Origin of the sequence: Streptomyces albiflavescens (assembly GCF_014645835.1) — a bacterium.
GTDB lineage: Bacteria > Actinomycetota > Actinomycetes > Streptomycetales > Streptomycetaceae > Streptomyces > Streptomyces albiflavescens.
This window is the reverse complement of sequence record NZ_BMMM01000028.1, coordinates 106,409-129,345: the sequence shown is the minus strand read 5'-3', so window position 1 is coordinate 129,345 and position 22,937 is coordinate 106,409. Positions and strand designations below refer to the sequence as shown.

General features: G+C 70.9%; 17 protein-coding genes. 4 read left to right on the top strand and 13 right to left on the bottom strand.

The window, feature by feature from the left end; translation table 11 throughout:
* Positions 1–325 precede the first annotated feature (325 nt).
* Entirely contained in the window at positions 326–1,333 is a 1,008-nt protein-coding gene (locus IEY95_RS45290; protein ID WP_189192150.1) for a stage II sporulation protein M, read from the bottom strand.
* A gap of 119 nt (positions 1,334–1,452) precedes the next feature.
* Between IEY95_RS45290 and IEY95_RS45285 the strand changes: the two genes are divergently transcribed.
* The gene (locus tag IEY95_RS45285) at positions 1,453–2,490 is read left to right on the top strand and encodes an RDD family protein (protein WP_189192149.1); all 1,038 of its coding nucleotides are present in this window, start codon (positions 1,453–1,455) and stop codon (positions 2,488–2,490) included.
* A gap of 98 nt (positions 2,491–2,588) precedes the next feature.
* Here IEY95_RS45285 and IEY95_RS45280 read toward each other — a convergent pair whose 3' ends face one another.
* Both IEY95_RS45280 and ahcY read right to left on the bottom strand, forming a co-directional pair.
* The gene (locus IEY95_RS45280; protein WP_189192148.1) at positions 2,589–3,203 is read right to left on the bottom strand and encodes a hypothetical protein; all 615 of its coding nucleotides are present in this window, start codon (positions 3,201–3,203) and stop codon (positions 2,589–2,591) included.
* Positions 3,204–3,314: 111 nt separating this feature from the next.
* Positions 3,315–4,772, bottom strand: a complete 1,458-nt coding sequence (gene ahcY, locus IEY95_RS45275) for an adenosylhomocysteinase (RefSeq protein WP_189192147.1) — start codon at positions 4,770–4,772, stop codon at positions 3,315–3,317.
* Between the two features lie 499 nt (positions 4,773–5,271).
* Between ahcY and IEY95_RS45270 the strand changes: the two genes are divergently transcribed.
* Together IEY95_RS45270 and lepB are read left to right on the top strand one after the other, a co-directional pair.
* Positions 5,272–7,335: a fructose-specific PTS transporter subunit EIIC gene (locus IEY95_RS45270; RefSeq protein ID WP_308429420.1), complete on the top strand. Its 2,064-nt coding sequence runs from the start codon at positions 5,272–5,274 to the stop codon at positions 7,333–7,335.
* Positions 7,336–7,450: 115 nt separating this feature from the next.
* Positions 7,451–8,125, top strand: coding sequence for a signal peptidase I (gene lepB / locus IEY95_RS45265; RefSeq protein WP_189192146.1), 675 nt, complete (start codon positions 7,451–7,453; stop codon positions 8,123–8,125).
* Positions 8,126–8,210: 85 nt separating this feature from the next.
* On the opposite strand, the gene IEY95_RS45260 is transcribed toward lepB, so the two are convergent.
* The 7 genes from IEY95_RS45260 to IEY95_RS45230 all read right to left on the bottom strand — a co-directional run bounded on the left by IEY95_RS45260 (position 8,211) and on the right by IEY95_RS45230 (position 15,986).
* On the bottom strand, positions 8,211–9,182 hold the full coding sequence (locus IEY95_RS45260) for a cation diffusion facilitator family transporter (RefSeq protein ID WP_189192145.1): 972 nt from the start codon (positions 9,180–9,182) through the stop codon (positions 8,211–8,213).
* Positions 9,183–9,298: 116 nt separating this feature from the next.
* The gene (gene manA, locus IEY95_RS45255) at positions 9,299–10,450 is read right to left on the bottom strand and encodes a mannose-6-phosphate isomerase, class I (RefSeq protein ID WP_189192144.1); all 1,152 of its coding nucleotides are present in this window, start codon (positions 10,448–10,450) and stop codon (positions 9,299–9,301) included.
* 125 nt (positions 10,451–10,575) lie between these two features.
* A complete protein-coding gene (locus tag IEY95_RS45250) occupies positions 10,576–11,703 on the bottom strand; it encodes an SIS domain-containing protein (protein ID WP_189192143.1) in 1,128 nt (375 codons plus the stop codon).
* Positions 11,704–11,797: 94 nt separating this feature from the next.
* Complete coding sequence (locus IEY95_RS45245) at positions 11,798–11,968, bottom strand: Trm112 family protein (RefSeq protein ID WP_099501666.1); 171 nt, start codon at positions 11,966–11,968, stop codon at positions 11,798–11,800.
* Between the two features lie 241 nt (positions 11,969–12,209).
* Positions 12,210–13,574 carry a phosphomannomutase/phosphoglucomutase gene (locus tag IEY95_RS45240; protein ID WP_189192142.1) on the bottom strand — a complete coding sequence of 455 codons (1,365 nt, stop codon included), beginning with the start codon at positions 13,572–13,574 and terminating at the stop codon, positions 12,210–12,212.
* Positions 13,575–13,706: 132 nt separating this feature from the next.
* Positions 13,707–15,323, bottom strand: coding sequence for an L-lactate permease (locus IEY95_RS45235; RefSeq protein WP_189192141.1), 1,617 nt, complete (start codon positions 15,321–15,323; stop codon positions 13,707–13,709).
* A gap of 183 nt (positions 15,324–15,506) precedes the next feature.
* The gene (locus tag IEY95_RS45230; RefSeq protein WP_189192140.1) at positions 15,507–15,986 is read right to left on the bottom strand and encodes a DUF3499 domain-containing protein; all 480 of its coding nucleotides are present in this window, start codon (positions 15,984–15,986) and stop codon (positions 15,507–15,509) included.
* Between the two features lie 334 nt (positions 15,987–16,320).
* On the opposite strand from IEY95_RS45230, the gene IEY95_RS45225 reads away from it, so the two are divergent.
* Positions 16,321–16,770 (top strand): metallopeptidase family protein, encoded by a 450-nt coding sequence (locus IEY95_RS45225; RefSeq protein ID WP_189192163.1) that lies wholly within the window; start codon positions 16,321–16,323, stop codon positions 16,768–16,770.
* Positions 16,771–16,890: 120 nt separating this feature from the next.
* On the opposite strand, the gene IEY95_RS45220 is transcribed toward IEY95_RS45225, so the two are convergent.
* The 3 genes from IEY95_RS45220 to IEY95_RS45210 all read right to left on the bottom strand — a co-directional run bounded on the left by IEY95_RS45220 (position 16,891) and on the right by IEY95_RS45210 (position 22,553).
* Positions 16,891–18,387 carry a DUF5719 family protein gene (locus IEY95_RS45220; protein WP_189192139.1) on the bottom strand — a complete coding sequence of 499 codons (1,497 nt, stop codon included), beginning with the start codon at positions 18,385–18,387 and terminating at the stop codon, positions 16,891–16,893.
* On the bottom strand, positions 18,384–22,070 hold the full coding sequence (locus tag IEY95_RS45215; protein WP_189192138.1) for a glycosyltransferase family 2 protein: 3,687 nt from the start codon (positions 22,068–22,070) through the stop codon (positions 18,384–18,386). Before IEY95_RS45215 ends, IEY95_RS45220 begins: the two co-directional genes overlap by 4 nt.
* A 219-nt stretch (positions 22,071–22,289) precedes the next feature.
* Positions 22,290–22,553, bottom strand: a complete 264-nt coding sequence (locus IEY95_RS45210) for a WhiB family transcriptional regulator (RefSeq protein WP_003975777.1) — start codon at positions 22,551–22,553, stop codon at positions 22,290–22,292.
* Positions 22,554–22,937 lie beyond the last annotated feature (384 nt).

Sequence of the window (22,937 nt, the reverse complement as noted above, 5' to 3'; positions counted from 1 at the left end):
CTTCGGTCTTGCGTTTCCGACTCTATCAGATCTTTTTCCGATCCGATTTCCTCGGTGCTTTCCAGGATTCCGCTTTCGCGTTTCCCTTTCCGGCGGACCCGACTTTATCAGAACTTTTGGGCCGGACTGACCGGCAGCCATTTCTGAATCATCGGGAGTGGCTCCCCGGAAATCGATTGTTTCCGGAAGCAGACAGACACTAACTGCTGCCACCGGACATGTCCAGTTCTAGGCAACTGTTCGAATCTACCTCCCCACTCGCTCCGTGTCAACGGCTCCTGTGGGGCGAAGAGGAGACTAGCAGGTCAGCGGGTGTGCACGCACATCAGGCGGCCATCGGGAGGACGGCGCTGCGCTCGGCCTCGTCGACGTCACCCGTGTCGCCGGCACGTGCCGCACGACCGCCCAGGACATAGACGTACGCGAGAAAGGCCAGTTCAGCCGCGACGCCGATGCCTATGCGGGCCCAGGTGGGGAGACCGGACGGCGTGACAAAGCCTTCGATGGCGCCCGACACGAAGAGGATCAGTGCCAGGCCTATCGCCATGCCGAGCGCGGCTCGGCCCTCTTCTGCGAGGGCGGTGCGACGGGAGCGCGGGCCCGGGTCGATCACGGTCCAGCCCAGTCGCAGGCCTGTGCCCGCTGCGACGAAGACGGCGGTCAGTTCCAGGAGGCCGTGTGGGAGGACGAGCCCCAGGAACGTGTCGAGGCGGCCGGCCGAGGACATCAGGCCGATGCCGACCCCGAGGTTGAGCATGTTCTGGAAGAGGATCCAGAGGACCGGGAGGCCCAGGAAGACGCCGAGGACGAGGCACATCGCGGCGGCCTGAGCGTTGTTCGTCCACACCTGGGCCGCGAAGGAGGCGGCGGGATGGCTGGAGTAGTAGGTCTCGTACTCGCCACCGGGGCGGGTGAGGTCGCGCAGTTCGCTGGGGGCGGCGATCGAGGACTGGACCTCGGGGTGCGTAGCGATCCACCAGCCCAGGAGGGCCGCTATGACAGTGGAGAGGAGTGCCGTGGGCACCCACCAGTGGCGCGAACGATAGACCGCCGCCGGGAAGCCGCGCGTCAGGAAGCCGGTGACATCGCGCCAGGAGGCGCGGCGGGTGCCTGTCACCGCACTCCGCGCGCGTGCCACGAGTTGGCTGAGGCGACCGGTGAGCTGAGGATCCGGGGCACTGGACTGGATCAGCGAGAGATGGGTGGCGGTGCGTTGGTACAGGGCGACGAGTTCGTCGGCCTCGGTCCCGGTGAGGCGGCGCTGACGGCGCAGCAGGGCGTCGAGCCTGTCCCACTCGGCGCGGTGGGCGGACACGAAGACGTCGAGGTCCATCGGTTCGGCTGCTCCTCGGCTGCTCGTCGTGAGTGACAGCTTGTCGTACTGCGGCGCGATGTGCCCTCAGCTTGGCAGACTGGCCGTTCTCGGGGCGGGTCAGGGGAAGGACGGCGAGCGTGAGTGAGCTAGTGACGGGCGAGGCGGTGGCGCTGGAGCTGCGCCCCGCGAAGCTGCCGAGCCGGGCGCTGGCCGTGCTGCTCGACCTGGTCGTGGCCGTGGCCGTCTATGTCATCGTGACCATCGGTCTGGTGGCTTCGACGGCTGCCCTGGACGATGCGGCGCAGCTCGCGGTCTCGATCGCGAGCTTCGTTCTCGTGCTGGTGGGCGGGCCGATCGCGGTGGAGACGCTCAGCCACGGCCGCTCGCTCGGGAAGCTGGCGTTCGGGCTGCGGGTGGTGCGGGACGACGGAGGGCCGATCCGGTTCCGGCATGCGCTGGTACGCGGTGCCGTCGGGGTGGTCGAGATTCTGATGACGTTCGGAATCGTCGCGTGCATCGCCTCGCTGGTGTCGGCGCGGGGACGGCGGCTCGGTGACGTGTTCGCGGGGACTCTCGTCGTACGGGAAAGGATTCCGGTCGGCCGTATGCCCTTCGTACCTCCGCCGCCGCCCTGGCTCGCGGGCCGGTTCTCCGGGCTTGATCTTTCTGCGGTGCCGGACGGGCTGTGGTTGGCCATCCGCCAGTACCTGACGCGGATGCATCAGTTGGATCCGCAGGTGGGCGGGGCGATGGCGGAACGGCTGGCCATGGATCTCGTCGGCCGTACGGGGGCTCCGGCGCCGCAGGGGGTTCCGGCGGCCGCGTATCTGGCGGCGGTCATGCAGGAGCGGCAGGCCCGGGAGGCTCGGCGGGCGTTTGGGAACGGGGCGGTCGGGATCACTCGTCCGGGCCCGGCTGGGTACCCACAGCCGGGTTCGATCGGGTACCCGCAGCCGGGCCCGGGTGGGTACCCGATCGGGGTGCCGAGCCCGGTCGGACCAGCGGCGCAGACCCCGGGCGCACCCCCCTCCCCCTACCCGTACGCCGCGGCTCCGCCTGCGCAGTCGGCGATTCCCGGGGCGGCGTCGCAACCGACGCCGCAAGCCCCCCAACCCGCGGTGTCGCAGGCCGACCACGCCGATCGCCCCGCGACGGGCTTCGTGCCGCCCGCGTAGCCGGCCGTCGCGGCTGGGACGGGGCGCGAGAGATGTCGCCAAGGCCGGCAGGTGGCCCGCCGGGAGAGAGGCGCCGGACGTGCGTCGGGACGTCGTCGTCAGGTGAGCACCGACGGCGGTGATTCGAGGTGTTCCAGCTCGATGCCGGGTGCCGCGAGCACGACGTCTCCCGAGATGTGCACGGCGTGCTGCTCCCCCGTGTCCAGTGCTGTGACCTGGTATTCGTCCACGGCCAGAGGGCCGTTGTCAGTGGCGTGTGTTTCTCTCGAGATCAAGGCCCAGGACTGGTCGAGGGTGCGCGGGGCGAGGACCGGGTCCGTGAAGGCCACGAGGCGTACGCGGGTCGCGGAGGCGGAGGGGGTGAGGCGCAGGAGACGGGCTGTGGCGATGAGGAACGCGGGGGACGTGCCGGTGAAGGCGTGCGCGCGGACATTGCCTTCGGTGGCCTGTGTGCCCGTGGGGTCGGTGCGGACCCAGGTCACGCCGTCGAGGGCGGCGCCGCGGACCTGCCAGCCCGCAGCGTGCAGTTCGAGGCGGATGGGGCGGCCGAGGTCGTCGACGGCGAGGTCGACGGAACCGGCTCGGTCACCGGAGGGAGTGGTGAGTTGGGAGACGTAGCGCCAGCCGGAGGGGCCGGGCGCGCAGTGGAAGTGCTCTTCAGCGAGGAGGGTGTGATCGTGCGGATCATGGAGCGAATAACGGCCGCGGGGCATGGGCGTTCAGGTCCTCATCGGGGACAGGCCCCCGCCACGGGGGCGAGGGCCTGCTGACATCCGTACGCCGAGCGGTGGTACCGCTGCTCGGCCGGGTGCTGTGCGGGGTGCTCAGTAGCGGTAGTGGTCCGACTTGTACGGGCCCTCGACCTCGACACCGATGTACGCGGCCTGCTCGGGGCGGAGCATCGTGAGCTTCACGCCGAGCGCGTCGAGGTGGAGGCGGGCGACCTTCTCGTCCAGGTGCTTGGGCAGCACGTAGACATCGGTCGGGTACTCCTCGGGCTTGGTGAACAGCTCGATCTGGGCCAGCGTCTGGTCCGCGAACGAGTTGGACATCACGAAGGACGGGTGGCCGGTCGCGTTGCCCAGGTTCAGCAGGCGGCCCTCGGACAGCACGATGATGACCTTGCCGTTGGAGAACTTCCAGGTGTGGACCTGGGGCTTGACCTCGTCCTTGACGATGCCGGGGATCTTGGCGAGGCCGGCCATGTCGATCTCGTTGTCGAAGTGACCGATGTTGCCGACGATCGCCTGGTGCTTCATCTTGGCCATGTCCGCGGCCATGATGATGTCCTTGTTGCCCGTCGTGGTGACGAAGATGTCGGCCTTGTCGATGACCTCGTCGAGGGTCGTGACCTGGTAGCCGTCCATCGCCGCCTGCAGGGCGCAGATCGGGTCGATCTCGGTGATGATCACGCGGGCGCCCTGTCCGCGCAGGGACTCCGCGCAGCCCTTGCCCACGTCGCCATAGCCGCAGACGACGGCGGTCTTGCCGCCGATGAGGGTGTCGGTGGCGCGGTTGATGCCGTCGATCAGGGAGTGGCGGCAGCCGTACTTGTTGTCGAACTTCGACTTGGTGACGGCGTCGTTCACGTTGATCGCCGGGAACAGCAGGGTGCCGTCGCGGTGCATCTCGTACAGGCGGTGGACGCCGGTGGTGGTCTCCTCGGTCACGCCGCGGATCTCCGAGGCGAGCTGGGTCCACTTCTGCGAGCCGTCGGTGATGGTGCGGTGCAGGAGTTCGAGGATGACGCGGTGCTCGTCGGACTCGGCGGTGTCGACCGAGGGGACCTTGCCGTCCTTCTCGTACTCGACACCCTTGTGGACGAGGAGGGTGGCGTCACCGCCGTCGTCCAGGATCATGTTCGGACCGCCGGTGGGGCTGTTCGGCCAGGACAGCGCCTGCTCCGTGCACCACCAGTACTCCTCCAGGGTCTCGCCCTTCCAGGCGAAGACCGGGACGCCCTGCGGGTTCTCGGGCGTGCCGTTCGGGCCGACGGCGATGGCGGCGGCGGCGTGGTCCTGGGTGGAGAAGATGTTGCAGGAGGCCCAGCGGACCTCGGCTCCCAGGGCGACCAGGGTCTCGATGAGGACGGCGGTCTGCACCGTCATGTGCAGGGAGCCGGTGACGCGGGCGCCCGCGAGGGGCTGCGCGTCTGCGTACTCCTTGCGGATCGACATCAGGCCGGGCATCTCGTGCTCGGCGAGGGTGATCTCCTTGCGGCCGAAGGCGGCCAGGGAGAGGTCGGCGACCTTGAAGTCCTGTCGGTTGTCGACAGTCGTCATGGAGAGCTGCTCCTCGGGATCGGGGCGAGGTGGATACGGCTGGTCTGCGCGGCGGCTGGCATACGCATGCCCGAGCGAGGCACGGACGTGCCCAGCACGGCACACGAGTGCCTGGTGCGCGCAGCGCAGTCCGTCGGAGGCCCTCTCTCCCTCGGCCGGTCCGCGGTGGGACCGCCCGACCGCCATCAGCAGCGACGTCTGGCTCAGTCACCAAGCTACACCGGCGGACCCGGCCCTCCCCAGCCCGCCTCCGGACACCGCGGGGTCCCGTGCACCGGCATCAGGCCCATGACGGAACGTCCTAGGGATCGATAGCAGCCGGTCCTCGACAGGCCCGACAGGGGCCATCGGACCAGGGCATCAAGGGAGGTTCGGAGCTTTCGATCCTGGGCGCGGGTGGTGCAGGATGCGGGGGGATCGCGGCCATGCGAGCGATCTTGCGGGGCGTCCGGGACGGCGCTCCGCGTGACGAAGGCGTCAAAGGCGTGAGGAGATCCATGTGACCAGTCCGGCCGGCCCTCCCCCCACGGGCAACGGCGGCGGCGAGCAGAAGCGGTTGAAGCTGCTCGCGGTGACCGCATGCCCGACCGGCATCGCCCACACGTACATGGCGGCCGAGAAGCTCGCGCAGGCCGCGGAGCGCCTCGGTATCGAGATGAAGGTGGAGACGCAGGGATCCATCGGGGCCGAAAACATATTGGATGACAACGATGTCAGAGCTGCGGACGGCGTCATCGTCGCTGCCGACAAGGACGTGGACCTGAGCCGGTTCGCGGGGAAGCGGGTCATCACCGTCGGGGTCGCCGAGGGGATTCACCATCCGGAGCGGCTGATCGAGCGGGTGCGCTCGGCGCCCGTGCACACGGCGGGCGGTACCGCCGTGGCGACGAGCGGCGGCGGCAAGGAGCGGAGCCTGGCGTACAAGGCGCTGATGAACGGGGTCAGTTACATGATCCCGTTCGTCGTGGTCGGCGGGCTGCTGATCGCGATATCCCTCTCGCTCGGCGGACACACGGACCCGTCCGGCGGTCTGGTCATCCCGAAGGACTCCTTCTGGATGGACGTCAACAACATCGGCGTCATCGGCTTCACGCTGATGGTGCCGATCCTGTCCGGCTACATCGCGTACGCGATCGGAGACCGGCCGGCGCTGGTTCCCGGCATGATCGGCGGCTGGATCGCCAACACCGGTTCGCTGTACGACTCCAAGGCGGGCGCGGGCTTCATCGGAGCGATCGTGACCGGATTCCTGGCCGGTTATCTGGTGCTGTGGATCAAGAAGGTCAGGGTGCCGAAGTTCGTGCGGCCGATCATGCCGATCATCGTGATCCCGATCGTGGCGACGACGGCGCTCGGCCTGTTCTTCATCTACGTCATCGGCAAGCCCATCTCCTGGGTCTTCGAGCATCTGACCAACTGGCTGAGCGGGATGACGGGGTCGAGCGCCGTGTTGCTCGGCGCGATTCTCGGCCTCATGATCGCGTTCGACATGGGCGGGCCGGTCAACAAGACGGCCTTCCTCTTCGGTGCCGGGCTCATCGCGACCGGCAATCAGACCGTCATGGGCATGTGCGCGGCCGCGATTCCCGTCATGCCGCTCGGGCAGGGCGTGGCGACGCTGATCCGGAAGCGGCTCTACACCGAGCAGGAGCGCGAGACCGGGTTGGCCTCGCTGTTCATGGGCTGCTTCGGCATCTCCGAGGGCGCGATTCCGTTCGCGGCCGCGCGGCCCGCGCAGGTCATCCCCGCGAACATGCTCGGCGGCGCGATCGCCGGAGCGGTCGCCGGGCTCGCCGGGGTCAAGGACGCGGTCCCGCATGGTGGGCCGATCGTGGCGGTGCTGGGTGCCGTGGGCGGCGTACCGATGTTCTTCGTCGCCGTGCTCATCGGCACGGCGGTGACGGCGCTGACGACCGTCACCCTGGTCGACCTCAGTGAGCGCAAGCGGCGCGGGGAGGCACTGGCGCCCACGCCTCGGCGCGCGCCCGAGCCGGCGTTCGCCGGCGTGGGCGCCGGCATCGCCGCGGCCACCCCCACCGCTACCCCCACCGCCACCCCCACCGCCGTACAGACGACGTCCGGTATTGCTTCGGACGATGCCGAGGCCGAAGTCCTCTCCGGCTACCTCACCGAGCGGACCGTCAAGGTTCGGCTCGAATCCCGGGACAAGGAGTCCGCGATTCGGGAGATGGCCGGGCTGCTGGCCTCCACCGGGAAGGTCGCCGATGTGGAGGAGTTGGTGCGGACGGCCCTGCGGCGGGAGGAGCAGGGGACGACGGGGCTCGGGGAGGAGATCGCGATTCCGCACGCCAAGACGGATGCGGTGACCGCGCCGGTCGTCGGGTTCGCGCGGTCCGCCGAGGGCATCGAGTGGGGTGCGCTCGACGGGACGAAGGCCAAGCTGGTCTTCATGATCTCCGTACCGGAGGCGGCCGCGGGCGACGAACATCTGCGGATTCTGGCGCTGCTGTCGCGCAAGTTGATGGATCCCGGGTTCCGGGAGCGGCTGACGGCGGCGGAGGACGAGCGGGCGATCCTCGGGGTGTTGGGCGAGATCCAGTAGCCGTACGGACCATGGCGGGTCCCGGAGCCGGAAGGCTCGGGGCCCGCCGTCGTGCGTTCACAGCGAACCGCTAGCCTCAGCGCGCGCGGGAGTGCCGTGCGGTGAGGGGATGGGGATGCGCAAGGGGCGAGGGCTGGCAGTCACGGCGTGGGTGTTGGGGCCACTGGGGCTGGTGATGCTGATCGGGTCCTTCATGTATGCGCGGGGTGCGTATACGACGGCCATCGTGCGCAGCGAGAGCATGACGCCCACGTACACCGTCGGTGAGCGGCTGGTCTTCGAGCGCGTCGACGGGGCCGAGGTACGGCGCGGTGACGTGGTGCTGTACTCCTCGCCGGAGCGGTACGGACCGGGCCTGAGTGTCATCCAGCGCGTCGTCGGGGTCGGCGGCGACCGCGTGGTGTGCTGCGAGGGCACGGGCGCGGACGAGCGGATCACCGTCAACGGGAAGCCGCTCGACGAGTCGTACGTGCAGGAAGGCATCGCGGACGGAATGCACCGGCCGTACGACGTGAAGGTGCCCGAGGGGCGGCTGTTCCTGCTCGGCGATCACCGCCTGAATTCCAGGGACTCCCGTGCCTTCAGCAGTGACCACGGCGGGACGGTGCCCGTCGGGGCGGTGCAGGGACGGGTGACCGACGAGCGCGCGGTGCCCGCCGCACTCGTGGTGATCATGCTGCTCGGGGTGCCCGTCGCTCTTGCCGGGCTCGGCTTCGGGATCGCCGCCTTCGTCGTACGTCGGCGGAGTCGGGCGGTGCCGCCGATGCCGCCGTGGGCCGTGCAGGTCTGATGGACGTGGCCGTGCAGGTCTGACGGACGTATGAGGGGGCCCGCCTGGACGACTCCGGGCGGGCCCCCTCACGTACAGGAAGAAATCAGTGCGACTGCGCCGGTCCCCCGGGCGTCGCCTGGGGGTCCGGGCCCTTGGCCGCCTCCGCCTCGCTGTAGATGTCCGGCTCCAGGTAGATCACGCGGGCGATCGGGACGGCGGTGCGGATGCGGGACTCGGCGGCGTTGATCGCGGAGGCGACCTCGGCGGCCGTGTCGTCGTGCTGGACGGCGATCTTCGCGGCGATCAGGAGCTCCTCCGGGCCGAGGTGGAGGGTGCGCATGTGGATGATGCCGGTGACGGTGTCGCCGTCGACGATGGCGTCCTCGATCTTCTTGACCTCGTCGGCGCCCGCGGCCTCGCCGAGGAGGAGGGACTTGGTCTCCGCGGCGAGGACCAGCGCGATCAGGATGAGCAGGACGCCGATGCAGAGCGTGCCGATGCCGTCCCAGATGCCGTCGTCGGTGAGCAGGGCGAGGCCCACGCCGCCGAGCGCGAGGATCAGACCGATGAGCGCGCCGAAGTCCTCCAGGAGGACGACCGGCAGTTCGGGGGCCTTGGCGCGGCGGATGAACTGCGACCAGGAGTGCGTGCCGCGCAGCTCGTTGGACTCCTTTATGGCCGTGCGGAAGGAGAAGCCCTCGGCGATGATCGCGAACACCAGGACGCCCACCGGCCAGTACCAGTGCTCGATCTCGTGCGGGTGCTTGATCTTCTCGTAGCCCTCGTAGACGGCGAACATGCCGCCGACCGAGAAGAGGACGATCGAGACGAGGAAGGCGTAGATGTAGCGCTCGCGGCCATAGCCGAAGGGGTGCTGCGGGGTCGCCTCGCGCTGGGCCTTCTTGCCGCCGATCAGGAGCAGGGCCTGGTTGCCGGAGTCGGCGAGGGAGTGGACGCCCTCGGCGAGCATCGAGGACGAGCCGCTGAAGGCGAACGCGACGAACTTCGATGCCGCGATCGCGAGGTTGGCGCCGAGTGCCGCCACGATCGCCTTGGTGCCGCCTGACGCGCTCATGTCTCCGGGGTGTCCCTTCGCCTCTGTCCGTCGCCGGGCCTTTGCCAGCCCTTTGCGACGGGCCATTCTTGCAGCCCCGTCCGACAGCAGCGCCTCAGGCCACCACAGTTACCCCATCAGGCCACCACTGTCGCGCGGAAGATCGTGCCATTCCCGGACGCTTCGGCCTTTTCGCCGGCCGGTACGAAGACAGACTGGCCGGGGGCCAGCGTGATGCCGTCCGCGCGCACCGAACCTGCCGTGCAGAGCAGGATCTGCGGGGTCTCACGGGTGAGGTCCTGCGGAGCGGCGCCCTCCGCCAGGACGTGGCGGGAGAGGCGGAACTCGTCGATGGGGGTCTCGTAGACCTCCTCGCCGTCCGGGGAGGCCTCCGGGCGCAGTACGCCGGGGTCGCTCGCCTCGAAGCGGACGATGCGCAGGAGTTCGGGAACGTCGACGTGCTTGGGGGTCAGGCCGCAGCGCAGGACGTTGTCGCTGTTGGCCATGATCTCGACGCCCAGGCCGTTCAAGTACGCGTGCGGAACGCCCGCGCCGAGGAACAGGGCCTCGCCGGGCTGCAGTTGGACGTAGTTGAGCAGCATGGCGGCGATGACGCCGGGGTCGCCCGGGTAGTGGTGGGCGATGTCCGCGTACGGGGCGTACGCGCCGCCGAGCCGGGCGCAGGCCGCCGCGGCCTCGGTGACCGTGCGAGTCATCTCCTCGGGGTCCGCGCTCAGCACCGCCGTCAGGACCTCGCGCAGTGCCGCGTCCTCCGGGTGCGCGTGCAGCAGGTCGACATACGGCTTCAGGGAGTCGACGTCGAGTCCCGCGAGGAGCTCGGCTGCCTCGTCGGGGGCGCGGAAGCCGCACAGGCCGTCGAACTCCGTGAGGGCACAGATCAGTTCGGGCTTGTGGTTGGCGTCCTTGTAGTTGCGGTGCGGGACGTCGATCGGGACGCCACGGCGCTCCTCGTCCTCGTAACCCTCCTTGGCCTGCTCCAGGTCGGGGTGCACCTGGAGGGAGAGGGGGGCGCCGGCGGCGAGGATCTTCAGGAGGAACGGCAGGCGAGGGCCGAACTTGGCGACGGCCGCGCGGCCGAGTTCCTGCTCGGGGTCCTCGTCGATGACCTCGTTGAGCGGACCGCGCTCAGTGAGCGAGGGTGCGCCCGGGTGGGCGCCCATCCACATCTCCGCCTGCGGCTCACCGCTCGGCTCCACGCCGAGCAGCTGCGGGATGGCGGTCGTCGAACCCCAGGCATAGGGGCGGATGGTGTTGTCGAGGCGGTCCATACGGTCTCTGCGGTTCCTTCTGGGTACGACGCGGGCGACGCGGGTCCGGCCACCGTGCACCAAGGTCACGGTGGCGCTTCTCCGCGTGCTCTCCGCGTACGAAGGTCAGGGTGTCGGAGTCAAGATCAGGCCCCCGAAGCGAGCGCCAGGTAAACGGCGGTGAAATCGGTGATGGCGATCAGCTCGGCCAGGGTCTCCAGCTCGCCGCCCTCCTCCGGTTCGAGCTCGCTGATCGAGGTGTCGTGGCTGAGCGCGAGTTCGCGGGCGGCGGGCGCCGCGCTGATTCCGCCGATCGGGCGGTCGCGGAGCAGGACCACGCGCGCGTGCAGGGCCTGCGCCTCCTCCACACGGTCGCGGAAGAAGTCGTCGGGGTCGGCGCCGGCGGCGAGTGCACCGGCGAGCAGCACGCTGTGGGAGGCGAGCGCCTCCGGGAGTTCGGCGGTGAGCGCGGGGCGGCCGGCGAGCTCGGCGAGCGCGGCGGTGAAACGGCGGCCCGCGGGGCCCGCGGAGGTGCCTTCCGTCCAGATCACCGGGAGGGCCTCGGCCAGCTCGGCGGCGAGCGACTTGGCCGGGTTGCTGTAGGCCGCGATGGCGGGACCGCAACGCTCGGCGATGTGGTCGAGCCGGTCGGCGACCTTCTGCAGGACCTCGGGCGGGGCCGAGACGAGGCCGGTGCGGTCGAGGAGCGAGAGCAGCGGGGTAAGCAGGGCCCACAGGACGCCGGGCGCGGATGCGGTCAGGGGTTCGTCCTGCTCGTACGGGGCTGTCGCCATCGGTACGAAGAGGCCGTGCGCGCCGTCCACCGACTCGGTGAGCGGGGAGCCGGCCGGGGCCACGGCGGCGATGGTGCAGCCGCGCCGGTAGGCCTGCTCGATCAGGAGTTCGAGTCCTGGTTCGGTGCCGTCCGGTGTGGCGACCAGGAGGAGGTCGAGCGGGCCCGCCCAGCCGGGCAGCTCCCAGCGTAGGGCGCCCGCGGCGGGGGCGACACCGGTGGGCGTGAGCCGGGTCAGGGGGCAGCTCGCTCCGGCGAGGGCGGCGAGCAGTTCGGCCACGCCAGTGGCGGCCGTGCCGGGGCCCGCCATCAGGACGGCGCGCGGGCGGCCGTCCGGCTTCAGGTCCGGGATTCCGGCCTCAGTGGCGTGCCGGACTGCGGTACGCACGCGGGCGCCGGCTTCGGCGGCGCCGCGGAGCAGCGCCCGTCGGTCGGCTCTGGCGAGCGCTTCGGGGTCGTCGAGCAGCGATTCGTCGAGCATGGGGTCGGCAGCCTCCGATCGCCGGTGTGTCGCCATGGTGCGTCGCGCTGTGCGCCGCGTCGATGCGTCGCGTTGGCGCGCCGCCTTGTGTCGCTTACGCGGGGCGGCGGGCCTCGTCGACAAGCAGTACGGGGATGCCGTCCCGGACGGGGTAGGCAAGGCCGCAGTCCCCTCCCGTGCAGATCAGCTCGCTCTCCTGCTCCTTGAGCGGGGCGTGGCAGGCCGGGCAGGCGAGGATCTCCAGAAGGCCGGCTTCGAGCGGCATGGGATGTCCTTTCGAACGGGCGGATGCGGCCTGGTCAGAGTACCGCCGGGGCGCGGCGCTGGCTCGTGCGGAGTGCCGTCACCGGCGCTCGCAGGTACCCCGAGTGGGGGCGGCGTAGGGGTGGGACGGCGAACCGGCGCCTCGCCGGGTGCCGCTCCTTTCGGGAGCGCCGCCGCCTCTTTTCGGGAGCGGCGCCGCCCCGGGCGGCACGCATCCCCACAGCTTGGACGGCTGCGACCCCTCAGCCCCTGATGATCTCCAGCACCTCGTCCCGGACCTTCGCCATCGTCGCCTCGTCGCGGGCCTCCGCGTTCAGGCGCAGCAGCGGCTCCGTGTTGGACGGGCGGACGTTGAACCAGGAGTCCTCGGCGGTGACCGTCAGCCCGTCGAGCTCGTCGATGCTGACACCCTCGCGGCCCTCGTACGCGCCCTTGATGGCCGCGAGGCGGGCGGCCTGGTCGCCGACCGTGGAGTTGATCTCGCCGGAGCCCACGTAGCGGTCGTACTCGGCGACGAGCTGGGAGAGCGGGCCGTCCTGGCCCCCGAGGGCGGCAAGGACGTGCAGGGCGGCCAGCATGCCCGTGTCCGCGTTCCAGAAGTCGCGGAAGTAGTAGTGCGCGGAGTGCTCGCCGCCGAAGATCGCGCCGGTGCGGGCCATCTCGGCCTTGATGAACGAGTGGCCCACACGGGTGCGGACCGGGGTGCCGCCCTGCTCCCGGACGACCTCCGGGACGGACCAGGACGTGATCAGGTTGTGGATGACCGTGCCGCCGCCGTGCTTGGCGAGCTCGCGGGAGGCCACCAGCGCGGTGATCGCGGACGGCGAGACCGGGTCGCCGTGCTCGTCCACGACGAAGCAGCGGTCCGCGTCGCCGTCGAAGGCGATGCCGATGTCCGCACCCTCCTCGCGCACACGCTGCTGGAGGTCCACGATGTTCGCCGGGTCGAGCGGGTTGGCCTCGTGGTGGGGGAACGTGCCGTCCAGTTCGAAGTACATGGGGACGAGGTCCAGGGGCAGGCCGGCGAAGACCGTGGGGACCGTGTGCCCGCCCATTCCGTTGCCCGCGTCGACGACGACCTTGAGGGGGCGGATCGAGGTCAGGTCGACGAGGCCGCGGAGGTACGCCGCGTAATCCTCCAACGTGTCACGCTGCGTGATCGTTCCCGGCGTCTCGCCCGAGGCCTCGGGGGCGCCCGAGTCGAGCCAGGACTCGACGAGTTCGCGGATCTGCGAGAGGCCGGTGTCCTGGCCGACCGGGGTCGCACCCGCCCGGCACATCTTGATGCCGTTGTACTGGGCGGGGTTGTGCGAGGCCGTGAACATGGCGCCCGGCAGGTCGAACTCGCCCGACGCGTAGTAGAGCTGGTCCGTGGAGCACAGACCGATCTCGGTCACGTGGACCCCGCGCGCTGCCGCACCGCGCGCGAAGGCCTGCGACAGCCCGGGCGACGAGGGCCGCATGTCGTGCCCGATCACGATGGCTTCCGCTCCGGTCACCTGGACGAAGGCCGCCCCGAACAGCTCGGCCAACGGCTCGTCCCACTGGTCCGGGACCACACCGCGTACGTCGTACGCCTTCACGAGCTGCGACAGATCAGCAGTCACGGCCAACCCTCCAGAAGTCCACTTCGGTCGCCCCAAACTACCCGTACCGACCGACAGTCCGCTGTCGGGCCGCTGAGCGGACGCACATCCGTCACCTGGAGGAAACGACGCCTTCCGGACGGCTCCGGTCCGTCAGGGCAACATCCACTCCAGGACCGGCGAACTCTGCCCCACCACGATCAGACACATGATCAGCAGCAGTCCCGCGCTCCAGGGCAGCACCTTGCGCAGCAGGTCGCCCTCACGGCCCGCGAGCCCGACCGCCGCGCACGCGATGGTCAGGTTCTGCGGCGAGATCATCTTGCCGAGCACACCGCCCGAACTGTTGGCGGCGGCGAGCAGTTCGGGAGACAGTCCCGACTCCCTGGCCGCGCTCACCTGGAGCGCACCGAAAAGGGCGTTCGCCGAGGTGTCGGAGCCGGAGACGGCGACGCCGAACCAGCCCAGGACGGGTGACAGGAAGGCGAGTCCCGCGCCGGCCGCCGCCACGAAGTGTCCGATCGTGGCGGCCTGCCCGGAGAGGTTCATGACATAGGCGAGGGCCAGCACGGACGTCACGGTGAGGATCGCGAACCTCAACTCGTGTACGGTCGCCGCCCATTCCTTGACCGCCACGCGCGCGTGCACCCCGAGGACGACGGCCGTGCACAGCCCGGCGAGGAGCACGAGGGTGCCGCCGGTCGACACCAGGGGCAGCGTGAAGACATTGCCTCCGACCGGCTCGCCGTCCGGGTTCGCGACGTTCAGGAACGGCCAGTCGAAGACGCGCGTCGCCTTCGCCAGCCAGTCCTTCACCGCCGGTATCTGCGCGATCGAGAAGATGACCACGATCAGGGCGTACGGGGCGTAGGCGCGCACGACTTCGGGTCGCGGGTCCTCCTGGTCCAGGTCCTCGCTGCGTACGCCGGTCAGGACCGCGGCCCGTACGGGCTCGGCGGCGGGCCTGCGCGCGTGCGGTACGGCGACCAGAGCGGCAGCGCCCGCCAAGGAGGCGCCGATGTCGGCCAGTTGCGCGGAGACGTAGTTCGAGGCGGCGAACTGGGCGGCGGCGAAGGCGACTCCGCACGCCAGCGCGGGCATCCAGGTCTCGCGCAGCCCGCGCCGGCCGTCGACCAGGCCGACCAACAGGAGGGGCACGACGAGAGCCAGCAGCGGGGTCTGACGGCCCACCACGGAGGCGACGGAATCCAGGGGCAGGCCCGTGACTTGGGCGAGCGTGACGACCGGTGTGCCCATCGCGCCGAAGGCGACCGGCGCGGTGTTGGCGACGAGCGCGACGACCGCCGCGCGCACCGGGTCGAAGCCGAGCGCGACCAGCATCACGGAGCAGATCGCGACGGGCGCCCCGAATCCCGCGAGGGCTTCCAGGAGCGCGCCGAAGCAGAAGGCGACCACGAGCGCCTGGATGCGCGGATCGTCGGACAGCCGCCCGAACGAGCGGCGCAGGATGTCGAAGTGCCGGGTGCGGACCGTCATCCGGTACACCCACAGCGCGTTGACGACGATCCACAGGATGGGGAAGAGGCCGAAGACGGCGCCCTGGGCGGCGCTGGAGAGCGTCTGACCGACCGGCATGCCGTAGGCGAGCCAGGCGACCAGGGCGGCTGCCAGCAGGCCGATGAGCCCGGCCCGGTGCGCCTTCATGCGGACACCGCCGAGCAGGACCAGCACGATGACGAGGGGCAGGGCAGCGACGAGGGCGGACAGGCCGAGCGAGTCGGCGACAGGTTTCAGTTCCTGGACGTACACGGACGCCTCCCCGGTTTCCGTGATGCGGAAAGCGATTTCCCACAGCAAACGGAATGGTCGTGTCCGCGACAACTTCACGTCAATGGTCGTGCGTCGCTCAATGAAATCGGCGTACGGGAAACCCGTGTGCCGACAGGGCGCACGTGGGGTCGGAGAAACGGCGCGCGGACGAGCGCGAGGTGCTCAGTTGTCCGGCGAGCGCAGCACCCGCAGATGGCCGCGGCGCGCGACCTCCATCGGGTCCGCCGAGCGAGCGCCGCCGCCACCGGCCTCCGCGGTGCGCTGCTGCGGCCGGGCCGCCTCACGCACCGCGTTGGCGAGCGCTTCCAGATCGTCACCGCTGGGGCGGGAGGGAGCCGAGGCGTCGGCGAGCCGGACGACCTCCCAGCCGCGCGGCGCGGTGAGGCGCTCGGAGTGCTCCGCGCACAGGTCGTAGCAGTGGGGTTCGGCGTAGGTGGCGAGCGGGCCGAGGACCGCGGTCGAGTCGGCGTAGACGTACGTCAGCGTCGCGACAGCGGGACGGCCGCAAGCGGTGCGCGAACAGCGACGTACAGGGCTCACGACGTTGGACGGTACCGCACTCTTGAGCGGGCCGCGACGACTCTCCCCCAGGTCACCCCACCGTGTCGTGCTGCGAGACCGCCCACACAGGGTTCCGAACATACCGCCCTGACCTGGGGCGACATCACGTTCCGAGATCCCGAACAGACCTGAATCCGGTCACCACTTGGCGCAAACCACGTCAATTGCCATGTGAGAGGCGGTCTTGGAGGGATACGAAATCGAGCCCAACCTTGGCCGGAATGGTCATCGAGCGACATCGCGCGTGATCACCGGACTTCGTATCGCAGGCGTGATCACGGGGGACTTCCCGCTGCCGACGTGACCACCGCACCGTGTGCCGTCGGCATGATCACCGCAACGTGTTCCGTCTGTGCGCGGGCGGACGCGTGGGGGCCGGGCACCCGGACCTCGCGGGGACTACTCTTCGTCAGTGATGGACAACCCCGTACAGCCCCGCGCCGCCGCACCCGGGCCCCGCCGTCGTGACCGTCATGGCAGGGGCATGCGCGGCCCCGTCGCGCCACCCCAGGTGCCGCTCTCCGCGAGCCGCGCCGAGGTGTTCGCGGACCTGGTCCAAGACTCCGTGGAACGGCTGGAGCGGCGCTGGCCACAGCTCGCCGACATCGACTTCCTGGTGCTCGAAGTGCCCCGCCTGAAGCGCTCGGGCGAGAGCTGGAGCGACGAGGCGGTGCCCCTGGGCGGCACGATCCCCGCGCGAGAGGGCCACCCCGCGCGCGTGGTCGTCTACCGCCGCCCGGTCGAGATTCGCACCAAGGGCCGTGACGAGCGCGCCGCCCTGGTGCACGAGGTCGTCGTGGAGCAGGTCGCGGAGCTGCTGGGGCTGACACCGGAGACGGTGGATCCCCGGTACGGCGAGGACTGAACCACCGGGTCCTCGTGAAGAACCCGGCGGATCACCGGCCGGCGGTCCTCGTCATACACCTGGCGGATCACCACCAGGGAATCCTCGTCCAGGACCTGGTGAACCACCACCGGTGGCTCGCTATTTCAGCAGCACCGAGAGATCCTGCTTCGCCTCCGGCACCGCCACCGTTCCGCGGTCGTCCGGGAGGGTCTGGATCGTGAAGCCGGGCACGCCCTCTTCGGTGGCCGCGAGCATCCGGGAGGCGTAGACGGGGCCCCCGGAGACGGGCTCGACGGTGAGCGCGTACGTCCCCTTGAGGCCGCTCGGGACCGGTGCCTCGACGTTCTGCGTCGTCCCGCCCTTGATCGTGAACGTCTTCGTCACAGCCGTACCGCCCTCGCTGCCCGCGGACGCGGTGACCTTGACCTGGGCGGTGCGGCCGGGGGTGGTCAGGGCGAGCGTGGAGCCCTTGGAGCTGTTGTCCGCGACCGTCGCGCGCGCGCCGACCGGGCTGGTGGCGGGGATGAACGCGGTCTCCTGCTTGTCGCCCTTGCCGCGCACGACGCGCAGGGCGGCGACGACCGGCACCGGCGTGCCGGTGGGCGTGAGCACCACAGAGCCCGCTTCGCCCCGGGTGACGTCGCCGAGGTCGATCGCCGACGTCATGCCGGACTTCACGTGCAGGGTCTCGTTCCCCGCGGGAGTGATCGGCCCGGAGGGCGAGGCGAGGCGCACCTTCAGGTCGGCGTCGGTGTCGCCGGGCACGAAGGCGACCAGACGCACGGACGTGGCGTCCTTCGGGACGCCCGGCAGGACGAGGCTGCCCGCGGGGTCGGCGGAGGCGGCCAGCCAGTCGCCGCCGAGCTTGTCGTCCAGTGCCTGCACGGCGGCTCCGACGCGGCCGCTGCGGACCGTCACATGCACGGTGAGGTTGGTCTGCGGGTCGTCCGTGAGGGTGTTCAGCAGGATCGGCTCGCTGGAGTGCGGCTGGACCGTGATCCCGTCGCCCACCGTCGACTTGAGGGTGCCGTCCTTGCCGTACAGCTCGATGTCGACGACCGCGGCGGAGTCGTCGGGGTTGGTCAGGTGCACGTAGTCGGTGCGCTCGGCGGCGGTGCTGGCGCCCGGGAACCAGAACTCGGTGTCCGGGGCGGTGCAGTTGACGCCGAGCAGACCGCGCCCGGTGCCCGCGGCGACCTCGGTGGTCTCCTGGACGGTCCAGCCGGGCGCGAACTTGCCCTCGGCGGTGCCGACGAGGGCGGGCGCCTCGGCGCCCGCGCTGTCGCCGGTGGCCGGCTTGCCGGGCTCCTTGGGTTCCACGACGGGCTGGGCGGCCTTCTTGCCGCTCTTCTGGTCGGCCGCCCCGTCCCCCGACTCCTCGGTCGCCGCCTGCAGTTCGGCCTTGCCGTCGGCGCTCGTGCCCTCCGAGACGGGCGTGAACGACGTGTACGCGGTGTCCGCGATGTCGGAGGTGCTCGGCTGCGGGCAGAGCAGGCTGGTGCGCTCCACGGGCAGCTGTGCGGCCGCCTTGGCGCTGTGCCCGTCGGAGGCGGACGGCGTGGAGAGCGTGGCGAATCCCGTGACGGCGGCGAGCGCGGTCGCGCCGGCGATCAGGGACAGGGTGGTGCGGTTCACTGCTGGCTCCCGTCGGGGCGCTCATTGTCGGTGCCGTGCGGCGGCTGCTCGGGCATCTGGGGCTGCGCCGGGTCGTAGCCCTGGCCGGTCGGGTCGTAGCCCTGGCCGTACGTCTGGTCGTACGGGGTCGTGCCCCCGTACGCGTACGGGTCGTACTGGCCGCCCTGGTAGGGGTCCGCCTGGTACGGCTGCTCGTAGGTGCCCGCCGGGTACTGCTGCCGGCCCTGGTACTGCTCGCCGTCGTAGGTGCCGTACTCGGCGCCCGCGTAGCTGGACGTGTCCCACTCGCCGTACGCCTGCTGCTGCGGGACGGCGACGGGGACGGCCGGGACTTCCTCCTCCTCAGGAGCAAAGGTGTCCGCGTCCTCGGCGGTCTGCTCGGCCTCGGCCTCGGCCTGGGCGCGCAGGCGGCGGGCCCGGCGGCCCTCGCCCGTGACGTCCTGGGCGGGCACGGCCTGCTCCTCGGGGAGGTCGTCGTCGACGTCCCGGCGCCGCCCGGGCAGGGCGAGCACCACGAGGACTACGGCGAGCGCGCCCTGTGCCCACAGCCAGGCGGTGTGGCTCACCGGCGCCTCGAAGGTGACGTCCAACTTGCCGCCGGTGCTGGGCAGTTCGAAGCCCTGTGCCCAGCCGTCGACCGTGGTGCGGGTGAGCGGCTTGCCGTCCAGGGTCGCCGTCCATCCCTCGTTGGCCGTGTCGGCGAGGCGCAGGACGCGGCCTTCGGCTCCGGTGGGGATGGTGGTGTGCACCTCGACGGGTCCGGCGGCGATGGACAGCGAGTCGCCGGACTTGGGGACGATCGCGGCGCGCGAGACCTGCTGGTCCACACGCCACAGGGCGCTGCCGTCCTGCTGGCTGAGCCGGGTCAGGCCCGGCGTGGCGTCCAGGACGCGGCTCACCTCGCGCGGCGCGCCCTTGCGGACGAGGACGTAGCGCACGGCGAAGCCGCCGAGTTCGTCGGCCTGGTCGGCGCCGGAGCCTGCCACGAGATTGGCGACGACCTTGTCGAGCTTCTTGTTCGCTCCGTCCGCCGCCGCGAGTTCGGCGTCGCCGAGGCGGGCGCCGGAGCCGCGGACGAGGGTGTAGCCGACCGTGGCGGCCGAGCGGCTGTCGAGCACGAGGGTGCGGGCCTGGTCGCGGGTACCGCTCTCCTCGGCGACGAACGCGGGCACCTGCACCGGGTCGCGGCGCTCCACCGGCCCGTCGGCGCCCCGGATCATCCATCCGGCGGCGACGAGCAGCGGTCCGGCCGCGCAGGCGAAGGCGATGAGTGCGGCCACCGGCTGGCGCCAGCCGAAGCTCTGCTCGGCCACGCGCGCACGTGCCCCGTCGGCGCCCATCGCGGCGGCGGCGAGCAGTCCGAGGCCGTAGACGAGGGTGGCGGGGCCGGCCCACGTCGAGCTGTTCGACAGGACGGCGAAGACGAGTGCCACGAGGGCGACCGCCCAGGCCGTCCAGATCCCCGCCTGGCGCTGCGTGCGCATCAGGGCGGCCAGCGCGGCCAGCACGATGCCGAACAGCATCAGCCCGCTGACGGTCCCGGGGCCGCCGGGGCTGGCGCCGAGCAGATCGAGCGCCGAGGCCGCGCTGTCGCCGTACTCCAGACCGGCTTCCTTGAAGAAGCCGAACGGGAGCAGCGTCAGCGACCAGGGCGCGAGGATCAGCAGCGGGGTGCCCAACTGGGCCAGGAAACGCAGCCCATAGGCGGTGATCTCGTTCCGGCGCACTGCGAGGAGTGCGATCCCGAGGACCAGGGCGATGGGCCACACGATCGGGGTGAACGCCGTAATGAACGCGAGCAGCAGGGCGTACGCCCAGGTGGCGCGCCAGCTGCCGCGCGCTCCGGAGGAGTGGGTCAGGCCGCTCGCGGCGATGCCCGCGCGCGCGAGGAGCGGCAGCAGGATCGCGAGGACGGCGGTGCCGATGCGGCCGCCCGCGAGCGCGCCGGTGGCGGCGGGCAGGAAGGCATACGCGACCGACGCCCAGGCGCGCAGCAGGCGCGACTCGACGAGGGGCCGCGAGGCGAAGTACGCGGCGAAGCCGGCCAGCGGCACGGAGGCCACCAGGAGCACGGTGACCGCGAGCCCGGTGGAGCCGAGGAGCAGCGAGGCCAGCAGCGCGACGAGCGCGAGGTAGGGCGGCGCGGCCTGGGTGCCGCCCGCGCCCACCGGATGCCAGCCGTCGAGGTAGTGCGACCACAGCTCGGAGGAGTCCGCGGGCGCGGGCAGCAGCGCGCCGCCCGCGAGCGCCCCGCCGCCGAGCAGCTCACGGCAGGCGAGCAGCGAGACGAACAGCAGCACCAGGAAGAGCATCGGACCGGGGTTGCGGGCGAGCCGCTTGAGCCGCGCGAACTGCTCGATCTCCAGGAACTCGGCGTCGTCGCCGCCCGGTCCGGACTCGACCGCGCTGCCGTGTCGTCCGGCACCGGCGGCGACCTCGGGGTCGGAGCGGCCCACCAGGTTGCTCGCGACCTGTTCGACCGTGGCCCGCACGGTCGCGCCGCGCGGCGGGAACAGCGCGCGCAGCTCGCCCTTGTCGACCTGTGGTCGGCCGCGTCTGCGCCGGCCCGCGATGATCCGCTCGGGGCGCAGCAGGGTGCCCAGGAGGCCGCGGATCTCGTCGACGGCCTGTCCGGGGACCTTGCCGACGAGATACGCGACCGTGCGCAGCAGGGTGCCGAGCACCAGTCGGATCAGGATCCAAGGCAGCTGCGCCGTCCGGGCGTTGACGAGGAGGGTGTAGACGGCGCCCGCCTTGTCGACCTTGTGCGGGGACGCGGAGGTGCGGCCCACGCAGTCGACGGTGCGGCGCTCGCGGGAGGCCGCCTCGGCGTGCCGTACGACCGCTTCGGGGGCGACGAGGACGCGGTGGCCGGCGGCCTGGGCACGCCAGCACAGGTCGACGTCGTCGCGCATCAGGGGCAGTCTGCGGTCGAATCCGCCGAGCTGCTCGAAGACGTCGCGCCGGATCAGCATGCCGGCGGTGGAGACGGACAGCACGGGGTGGACGTGGTCGTGCTGGCCCTGGTCCTGCTCTCGCCGGTCCAGGCCCGTCCAGCGGCGGCCGGAGTTGGCGATGGTGACGCCGACTTCGAGGAGCTGACGGCGGTCGTACCAGCCGCGGAGCTTGGGGCCCACGACGGCGACTTCCCTGCCGAGCTCCAGCTCGTTCTCCACGACCCGCAGCAGCTGGGCCAGGGCGTCCGGCTCGGGGGCGCTGTCGTCGTGCAGCAGCCACAGCCACTGCTCGGGCTCGCCGTGCGGGAGGTCCGGCATGTCGTACGCGTCGTCGCGCCAGGTGCGGGTGGCGGGGTCCCAGCCACTGGGGCGCTTCAGGTAGGGCAGGTCGTCCGGAGTGAGCACGGCGGCGCTGCGGGTGGCCTCCTCGACGGCCTGGCCGAAGCCGGTGCGCCGGGCGAGGTGCAGCACGCGATCGGCGCTGAGCGCGTCGGTCAGCAGCTGGGCGGAGTCGTCCGCGCTGCCGGTGTCGGCCGCCACCGCGTTCTGCACGCGGCGCTCCTGGCCGAGCAGCCCGGCGAGCGCCTTGGGCAGCCAGCGGGCGCCGTCGTGGGAGACGAGCACCGCGGTCACCACATGGCGCGGAAACTCGGGCGGGTGGGCCGGGTCGAACGGCGCGGTGGCAGCGGCGTCGTGATGGGCTGCCGAATGACTGTGCACGGACATCGAGGTACGGGCCCCGGTTCGATGGACTGCGGTGGACGTCTGTGTCCGGCGGGGACAGCGGGACGTCTCGGACGAGGGCCCACACTAACGGCTGGGCAACACAGCGGCCCGCCGCCTGTGGATAACCCACCTGCGACGGGCCGTTCGTTACGTATCGGTACGGAGGGGTGTGCGCCGTTCGGTCGGACGGCGGCCTTCTTCGGGCAGCGGCGGTCACGCTCAGACGGCGGCCTTCTTCAGCCTTCGTCGCTCACGCTCGGACAGACCGCCCCAGATGCCGAACCGCTCGTCGTTGGCGAGTGCGTATTCGAGGCACTCGGAGCGGACCTCACAGGCGAGGCAGACCTTCTTGGCCTCGCGGGTGGAGCCGCCCTTCTCGGGGAAGAAGGACTCGGGGTCGGTCTGGGCGCACAGCGCGCGCTCCTGCCAGCCGAGTTCCTCGTCCGCGTCGTCGACCAGCAGTTGCTGCACCAGCTCGGTCATGTGCGCCCCTCGTCTGTCTTTCGCGTCCCCGTGATGCTGCCGTTACCGATTTCGGCTGAACGACACGAGTGAAATTACAAGTGTGCCGATCCGGGCCAGTCAAGCCGAGATCTGCTATTGGGCCCCTTATTCACTCTGCGGAACCAAGGCTATGCGGAAAGTGTTCAAATCGGCATAAACCCTGACAGCCCAAGGGGTCCAGGTCAGGCGCCCGACCCTTCACAAGGAAGGACGCCCGAGAGTTCGATCTCGTTCCGAACGTTTCGAACACGAACATCGAAGCGAGCCGGATCACAGTTGGATCACGGGATCGCATCGAGGTTTGTGCGCCCGGTTGTGCGCCATGTGTCCGGGGCGACTCCTGCACAAACCTTTCGCCTGCCA